This window comes from Glutamicibacter sp. V16R2B1 (assembly GCF_005774635.1).
GTDB classification, from domain to species: domain Bacteria; phylum Actinomycetota; class Actinomycetes; order Actinomycetales; family Micrococcaceae; genus Glutamicibacter; species Glutamicibacter creatinolyticus.
The window spans coordinates 56883-64944 of sequence record NZ_VATX01000002.1; the positions used below are offsets into that span (position 1 = coordinate 56883).

At 67.0% G+C, this 8062-nt stretch carries 8 protein-coding genes; 2 read left to right on the plus strand and 6 right to left on the minus strand.

Annotated features, from left to right (window positions below; genetic code table 11):
* Window positions 1–86: 86 nt before the first annotated feature.
* The 5 genes from FDN03_RS00835 to FDN03_RS00855 all read right to left on the minus strand — a co-directional run bounded on the left by FDN03_RS00835 (window position 87) and on the right by FDN03_RS00855 (window position 4986).
* Window positions 87–785, minus strand: a complete 699-nt coding sequence (locus tag FDN03_RS00835; RefSeq protein ID WP_138173184.1) for a dienelactone hydrolase family protein — start codon at window positions 783–785, stop codon at window positions 87–89.
* Window positions 786–996: 211 nt separating this feature from the next.
* On the minus strand, window positions 997–1404 hold the full coding sequence (locus tag FDN03_RS00840; protein ID WP_138173186.1) for a four-helix bundle copper-binding protein: 408 nt from the start codon (window positions 1402–1404) through the stop codon (window positions 997–999).
* A gap of 215 nt (window positions 1405–1619) precedes the next feature.
* On the minus strand, window positions 1620–2576 hold the full coding sequence (locus FDN03_RS00845; RefSeq protein ID WP_138173188.1) for a ribokinase: 957 nt from the start codon (window positions 2574–2576) through the stop codon (window positions 1620–1622).
* Entirely contained in the window at window positions 2573–3979 is a 1407-nt protein-coding gene (locus FDN03_RS00850; RefSeq protein WP_138173202.1) for an MFS transporter, read from the minus strand. Before FDN03_RS00850 ends, FDN03_RS00845 begins: the two co-directional genes overlap by 4 nt.
* Window positions 3980–3990: 11 nt before the next feature.
* The gene (locus FDN03_RS00855) at window positions 3991–4986 is read right to left on the minus strand and encodes a nucleoside hydrolase (protein ID WP_138173190.1); all 996 of its coding nucleotides are present in this window, start codon (window positions 4984–4986) and stop codon (window positions 3991–3993) included.
* Between the two features lie 166 nt (window positions 4987–5152).
* Here FDN03_RS00855 and FDN03_RS00860 point away from each other — a divergent pair, with 166 nt between their 5' ends.
* Together FDN03_RS00860 and ugpC are read left to right on the plus strand one after the other, a co-directional pair.
* Window positions 5153–6196 (plus strand): LacI family DNA-binding transcriptional regulator, encoded by a 1044-nt coding sequence (locus tag FDN03_RS00860; protein WP_249354147.1) that lies wholly within the window; start codon window positions 5153–5155, stop codon window positions 6194–6196.
* Between the two features lie 114 nt (window positions 6197–6310).
* On the plus strand, window positions 6311–7378 hold the full coding sequence (gene ugpC, locus FDN03_RS00865) for a sn-glycerol-3-phosphate ABC transporter ATP-binding protein UgpC (protein WP_138173192.1): 1068 nt from the start codon (window positions 6311–6313) through the stop codon (window positions 7376–7378).
* A 47-nt stretch (window positions 7379–7425) separates the two neighbouring features.
* Here the strand turns inward: ugpC and FDN03_RS00870 are convergent, their stop codons facing one another.
* Window positions 7426–7929, minus strand: coding sequence for a metallophosphoesterase (locus tag FDN03_RS00870; protein WP_138173194.1), 504 nt, complete (start codon window positions 7927–7929; stop codon window positions 7426–7428).
* Between the last annotated feature and the right edge of the window lie 133 nt (window positions 7930–8062).

Here is an 8062-nt window from a genome sequence, read left to right on the forward strand (position 1 = left end):
GTTTCTCCTTGGGTTGATGTTCCAGTTCTGTGCGTAGCACGCGCTTGTGCACACCACTCTATGTGATGCGTGCCACGTGAAAGTCCTTAGCCGGCGTGCTTCTTGAGGAATTCGACCGAGCGCTGCCAGGCCTGCCGGGCGTATTCGGGCTTGTAGTTACCCGCCGGGTTCTGGTCATTGTGGAAGGCGTGGTCCGCGTCGTAGTAGTAGAAGGTGACCTCCGCCCCGGATTCGCGGCGGATCTGCTCTTCCTGGGCCCGGGCGTCCTCGACGGGGTAGAACCCGTCATGGATGGCGTAGTGGCCCTGGATGGCGGCCTTGACGCCCGTGTAGTCATCCGGCACCGCCTGACCCACCCCGTAGAACGGGACGGCGGCGGAAATCTTCTCCCCCTGCTGGGCAGCCAGGTTCAGCACGAAGCCACCACCCATGCAGAAGCCGATCGCACCGACCTTGGTGGAGGTGACCTCCTCGCGCCCCAGCAGGTAGTCCACGGCTCCGGCCAGCAGCCGGGCGCCTTCGGCCTCGGGCAGCTCGCTCATCATCTTGGCCGCTTCATCCCCGTCATGGGTGATCCAGCCGCCAAAGAGGTCCGGGGCCAGGGCGACGAACCCCTCGGCGGCCAGTCGGTCCGCCACGTCGCGGATGTGGTCGGTCAGGCCCCACCATTCCTGGATCACAATCACCCCGGGTCCGCGCCCGGATTCGGGCACCGCCAGGTATCCGTGGGCCTCGCCGTCGACCGAGTCGAAGGTGACGTTCTGATGGGGAGTTTTGACAGCCATGACACATCCTTAGTCGGGGTGACTTGAACTTTGATAACAGTCTATGTAATCGCCGGAGCCTTTGGCATTAATCGGTATCACAAAATCCAGCGGTTTCCGCACGTATTCGGCCCCCGGAATGAGACAACGCCGCCGGGCACCGCCACGGGGCGGAGACTCGACGGCGTTGGGCGGGGCGCCGGCGGCAGCGCCGATGCCGGGGGCGCTTTGCCTAGGCCATGGACGCCAGCAGGTCGGCGCAGGCCAGGGCGCAGCGGCGGCAGGCCTCGGCGCAGATGCGGCAGTGCTCGTGCATCTCGGCGTGGCGTTCGCATTCCTCGGCGCACACCTCGCAGGCGGCCTGGCAGGCTTCGAGGATGGAGCGCAGCAGGGTCGGGTTCGCCCCGGTCTGCCGGGTCAGCACCGCGCCGGTGGCGGCACAGATGTCGGCACAATCCAGGTCGGTGCGGATACAGGTGCGAAGCTCTGCCACCATGTCCTCGGCCAGGCAGGCGTCGGCGCAGGCCGTGCAGACCTGGGCGCATTCAAAACAGGCGGCAATGCAGGCGGCCAACTTTTCGCGATCCACCCCGGCCAGGTCCTTCGGGTAGGTCTCGAGCATCGAGCTTACGTGCGTCATGATGTTCCCCTTTCCACAAGCGCGGTGCGCCGGTGGCTCCGGCTCACCTTGCTCACGACACTAGGGATAACCCCAGGAGCAGTACACCCGATTGAGCGTTTACCAAGGCGACGTGACGATCTCTCCCATGACCATGCTCCGACATCACATTCCATTCTGGGAATATAGCCAAGTCAGCAACTTCCGAGGCGTTGCAGAATGACGCCGCAGTGGCCTTAGACCTGAGAGGTGCCGAGGCTGCTTTCCAGGCGGCCCGCATCGGGGTAGGCGGCCTGGGTTCCCTTGGCGGTGGTGGCCAGCGCGGCGCTGCGCGAAGCGTAGGCCGCCGCGCTGTGCAGCGGGTCCCCGGCGGCCAGCCGCGCGGCCAGCGCCCCGGTAAACGCATCCCCGGCACCAGTGGTGTCAATCGCCTTGACCTTGGTCGGAGCGATGAGCACCGCCTCGATCCCGGCCTGGAGCACCACCGAGCCTGCACTGCCCAGGGTGATGACCGCATTCCTGATCCCCCGCGTGCTAAGCAGGTCGGTCACCGCAGACCAGGCCGCGAGGGGCGCCTGGGCATCGGGCAGCGGCTGCCCGCCCAGGAACTGGGAAGCCTCATGCACGTTGACCAGCAGCACGTCGGTGGCCTGGACCAGCGCCGGGTCCACCTCCGCGTAGGGGGAAAGGTTCAGCAGCACGGTGGCGCCATGCCGCTGGCCGGCCTGCGCGGCGGCCAGCACTGTATCGGGGGCAACCTCCAGGCACAGGCAGACCACGCCGGCCTGGGCAAAGCGCTGCTCCTCCTGCTCCACATCCTCACGGTCCAGGGTGCCGTTCGCGCCGGCGGAAATGACAATGGTGTTCTCCCCGCTGGCATCCACCGTGATCACCGCGACCCCGGTCTCCACCTGTCCCCGGCGGTAGACGCTGGAGACGTCAACTCCGGCGGCCCGGCAGGAATCCAGCAGCATCGCACCGTTCGCGTCGTTGCCCACGGCTCCGATCAGGGCCACCCGGCCCCCCAGTTTTGCGGCGGCCACGGCCTGGTTGGCGCTCTTGCCGCCCGGCCCGACGTTGAAGCCGTGCCCGTGCAGGGTTTCCCCCGGCTGGGGGTGGCGTTGGGTGTAGATCCCCAAATCGGCGTTCAGCGATCCGACTACGATAATTTCTCGTCCTGGTGTGGCGTTCATGCCTCGACCTCCGCATCGACGGGCTTGGGAATCAACAACGACGTGGCCAGGGCCAGCACGGTAATGACCAGGCCGGTGACCAGCACGGCCAGGTAGGACCCGTGTACGCCCAGCGGCGCCGCGGCCACCTGCACGGCCGGCAGCAGCAGGAAGCTGACCCCGGCACCGAGGTTAAACGCCCCGGCGTTCATCCCCGGCAGGAAGCCCGGGTTGCCCGGGGGTGAGAGGACCACGCCCAGTCCGTTGAGCATGATGTTCACCGTACCGGCATAGCAGATGCCCAACAACGCGCTGCCGGCGATCATCCACGGCAGGGAGTTCATGCCCAGGACCAGGATCAGCACCAGGGACAGGATGGAGCCGATCATTCCGGCGCGCAGCACCGTGGTGTAGCCAAGGACCGGGGCCAGCCGTCCGCTGATGGGGCCGAACACCCAGCCCAGCAGGGCGTACGGGGTCAGGATCAGCAGCGCGGTCTGGGTGGCCCCGATGCCGAAGCCGGGCTCGGCGGCCTGGACGAAGGCCGGGATGATCCCGTTGATGACGGCGAAAATACCGGTCATCGTCAGCAGGGTGGTCAACAACGGCGCCCAGGTGGAACGCAGGCGCAGATGGCGGATCTGCACCATCGGCTCGGCGACCCGCTGTTCGGTGTGCCAGAACGCGGCAAAGCACAGTCCGGCGAGCGCCAGCAGCGCCAGTGAAATCAGCAGCGTGTCGGTGCTGAAGGCGCCAATGAGCGTGGCCGCCTCGTTCAGGGCCGTGAGCAGCGCACCCACGGCGATCACAATGTAGATGACTCCACGCCAGTCCATGCCGGTCCCCGCCTGCGGCTTGCTTTCGGCGCACAGCATCGCCACCGCGACGGTGGCCAGCAGGGCGAGCACGACCATGAACCAGAAGATCGAGCGGAACCCGAAGTTCTCAGCCAGGTAGCCGCCGAGGAAGGAGTCCACCCCGGCCACCCCGCCGTTCACGGCCAGGATCAATCCCATGAGGGTGCCGTAGCGTTTCGGGTCGCTCACCGCGCTGCGCAGCATCAGCAGGCACAGCGGCACGGTGGGCCCGGAGACGCCCTGGATGATGCGCCCGACGAACAGCCACCCGATGTTGGGGGCCAGCGCGGCGATCATCGAACCGACGGCGGTGGCCAGCATCATGCCCACCAGCACCCGCTTGCGCCCCACCACATCGCTGAAGCGCGGCAGGAAGAGGGAGAACAGTGCCGCCGTGGTGAAGAACCAGGTCTGGCTCAGCCCGATGGAGGCCTGGTCGGCGTTGAGTTCCTCGCCCATGGTGACCAGGGCCGGGGACAGCATGGAGGCGTTGAGCTGGAAGGCCACGCAGGCGGTGAGCAGGGCGATCATCAACCCCGCGGCATTGCGCCGGTCGGTTCCCGGCATCGCTGGGGCGCTCACCGGGCACCGGCGTTCTGTGCGGTGGGCAGCTGGACTTCACCGATGTTGTGCAGCGCCTGGATCACCAGGTCCCAGAAGCGTTCGTGGTCCAGCTCCATTGCCACCGAGGTGTTGCAGTCGGCGGGGGCCGGGGCGCGGAAGTCGGCGACGGTCATGCCCAGGGTCAGTGCGCCGGACAGTTCAATGTCCACCGGCACCTTGACGGTGGAGACCACGGTGGGGTCGATGACGTAGGCAACTGCGCAGGGGTCGTGCACCGGTGGGGCGTCAAAGCCCTGGGCGTCCTTGTAGGCGGCCTTGAAGAAGTCCATCAGTTCGCGCACGAAGCGGGCCGGGGCGGTGCCCACCGCTTCGATCCGTTCGATGACCTCGTCGGTCGCCAGCGCCTGGTGCGTCAGGTCCAGGCCCACCATCACCACCGGCCAGGATTCGTTGAAGACGATGTGCGCGGCCTCGGGGTCGATCTTGATGTTGAACTCGGCCACGGCCGACCAGTTGCCGACATGGCAGCCCCCGCCCATGAGCACCACTTCACGCACGCGCTCGACGATGCGTGGTTCCTTGCGGGCGGCAAGCGCAATATTGGTCAGCCCGCCGGTGGGCACCAGGGTGATTTCCCCCGGTTCGTGGCTCATGATCGTCTCGATGATCAGGTCCACGGCGTGGCGCCGATCCAGTTCAATGGCCGGTTCCGGCTGCAGCGGTCCATCCATCCCCGAATCCCCGTGGATGTCGGGGGCGTTTTCAATGGTGCGCACCAGCGGCCGGGCACAACCGGCGGCGAAGGGAACACCGGTGATTCCGGCGATGGTTCCCACGGCCAGCGCGTTGGCGGTGACCTTTTCCAGGGTCTGGTTGCCCACCACGGTGGTGACGGCCAACAGGTCGATCCGCGGGTTGCCATGGGCCAGCAGCAGTGCCACCGCGTCGTCATGCCCGGGGTCGCAGTCCAGGATGATCTTGCGCGGCGCATCGGGGTTCGTCACGGCCATCAGGTCCTCCACATCATTGGGGAACCGGCCGCTTGGGCCGGTACAGAGCTTGGTTCTGGGAAGATTCTGCTCCGTTAAGCGCTTTACGTCAAACGCTTAACTTGGCTTCGGGTTTGGGGTTCCCGCGCGCACCTGCCCCAGGGGGCGCAGCGGATAGGATAGTGACATGAATCCCAAGGACCCCAGCACCGGCGAACGGCCGCCTCGCCGCGTCACCGCGGCCATGGTGGCCCGCGCGGCCGGGGTCTCCACCGCCACCGTCTCCCTGGTGGCCAACGGCAAGGCCAGCGGACGGGTTTCCGAGCGCAACGTGCAAAAGGTGCGCCAGGCCATCAGCGATCTGGGGTACGTGGTGGACGGGATCGGCAGCTCCCTGGCCCGGGGCGTGAGCTCCACCGTCATCATGGTCGCCCCGGACATCTCCAACCCCTTCTTCGCCCGGCTGATCGCCGGGGTGCGCAAGGTCCTGGGTTCGGACTACCAGCTGCTGCTTTCGGTCACCGATCCCGGCCAGTCCCCCAGCGTCCCGGAGGTGCGCCGGCTGCTGGGCCTGCGTCCGGCGGGTCTGCTCATCGATGCGCCAAACCGGCAGTTCCTGAGCGAACTGGGTTCGCCCATCCCGGTGGTGGCCATCGACGCCCCCGACGCCCCGCCGCAGGTGCCGGCCGTCAACCTGGATGTCGCCCAGGGGGCCCGGGACATGGTCGAACACTTCGCCGGACTCGGGCACCGCAAGGTCGCGTACCTGGACGCGAACACCGGGACCGCCACCCTGCGCCAGCGCCAGCAGGCCTTCACCCATGCCGTGTACGAACACGGAATGCAGCTGCCCGAGGGGGCGGTGATCGCCACCACCATCGACGTGGGAGAGGCGGCCGCCGGTTTCGCCGCGGCGTGGCCGCAGTGGCAGGCGCAGGGGATCACCGCGATCGGCTGCGCCACCGACACCCACGCCTACGGGGTGCTGCAGGAGGCCCGGGTGGCCGGGCTGCAGCTTCCCGACGAGCTGGCCGTGGCCGGCTTCGATGACCTTCCCTACTCCTCCACCACCAATCCTCCATTGACCAGTATCAACCTGAACGCCGAAGGGCTGGGCAGCGGGGCCGCCCGGCAGCTGCGCCGGCTTATCGAGGGCGAACCGCTGGATGCCTCACATCTGGTGCTGCCCGGACAGCTGGTGGTGCGCGGCTCCACCGTCGCCCAAGCCTAGGGGCGAACAACACCAGGCCGGAACCCGGGGCAGAAGTGTGCAAGAATGCTGTTACCCATATCACTTTCACTACGGATCGTCGGGCACGTACCTGCCCGTGAAAGGAATGTCGTCATGGCATCTGTGACTTTTGAGAAAGCCACGCGTATCTATCCCGGTGCACTGGTCCCCTCGGTGGACGGCATCGACCTGGAAATCGCCGACGGGGAATTCCTCGTCCTGGTCGGCCCCTCGGGCTGCGGCAAGTCCACCACCCTGCGCATGCTGGCCGGGCTGGAGGAGGTGGACGGCGGGACCATCCGCATCGGGGACCGGGACGTCACGAACGTTCCACCCAAGGACCGGGATATTGCCATGGTCTTCCAGAACTATGCGCTGTACCCGCACATGAGCGTGGCGGAGAACATGGGTTTCGCCCTGAAGATCGCCGGGGTGGACAAGGAAGAACGGGCCCGGCGGGTGCGCGAGGCAGCGCAACTGCTGGATCTGGAACAGTACCTGGACCGCAAGCCGAAGGCGTTGTCCGGCGGCCAGCGCCAGCGCGTGGCCATGGGACGGGCGATTGTGCGCTCACCGCAGGTGTTCCTCATGGATGAGCCGCTGTCGAACCTGGACGCGAAGCTGCGCGTGCAGACCCGCACCCAGATCTCCTCGCTGACCCGCCGGCTCGGGGTCACCACCGTGTACGTCACCCACGACCAGGTGGAGGCGCTGACCATGGGAGACCGCGTGGCGGTCCTGAAGGAAGGCACCTTGCAGCAGGTGGGAACCCCGCGTGAACTCTACGACCGGCCCAACAACGTCTTCGTCGCCGGTTTCATCGGCTCCCCGTCCATGAACCTGCTGGAGCTCACCGAGACTGGGGGCCAGGTGGCCTTCGGCAACACGGCCTACCCCGCCCCGGGAGCCTCCGGCGGCACCACCTTCGGCATCCGTCCCGAGGATCTGCGCCGGGCAGCCCCGGGCGAGGGTGTCGAACTGCACGTGGACGTGGTGGAGGAACTCGGCGCGGACGCCTACATTTACGGCAGCGTGCACCTTGAGGGCAAGGACCACCCGGTGGTGATGCGGGTGGATGGGCGCAAGCCGCCGCGGCGGGGCGAGAAGATCAACATCGTCCCGGAGCCCGGACACATCCACCTGTTCGACACCGCCTCGGGCCAGCGCCTGACCCAGGCCTGACTTCCCACTGATGGTCCTGGCCGCCGTGTCCGGCGGCCAGGACCGGCCTAGTCGCGCTCCACCCGGTGCAATTCGACCTCCAGGCGGCGCCCCGTCACCACCACGCTCATCATGGTGCAGTGTGGCTGGCGGCGCCGGTCCGTGGGGGAACCGGGATTGAGCAGGCGCATCCCGCCGGGAGAAACCGTATCCCAGGGGATATGCGAGTGCCCGAACACCAGTACGTCGCTGCCGGCAAACGCCGCGTCCGCGCGTTCCTCACGGCGCCGGGCAGGCCCGGTCTCGTGAATGAGGGAGAACTTCAGCTCCTCCACGGTGAAGTGCGCGACTTCCGGCAGCCGCTGCCGCAAATCCGGACCGTCATTGTTCCCGTAGACCCCATGGAGCTGGCGGGCCCGGTTAAAGAGCAGTTCATAGGTCGGCAGATCGATCCAGTCCCCCGCATGAATCACGGCATCGGCGGCCGCAACGGCCTGAAGCACCGCAGAGGGCAGTTTCCTTGCCCGGGCGGGGACGTGGGTGTCGGCGAGCAGAAGAAGTCGTGTGGCCATGCCTTACATCTTCGGGCCTCGGCACGCCGGGGACAAGCGCCGAATCCAGACTGGGCCTATAGGCAATAAAGTGTGTCTGAAAACCTGGTCCTGCCCCGGAAAGCCGGGACAGGATCAAGGTTCACATGGGTAC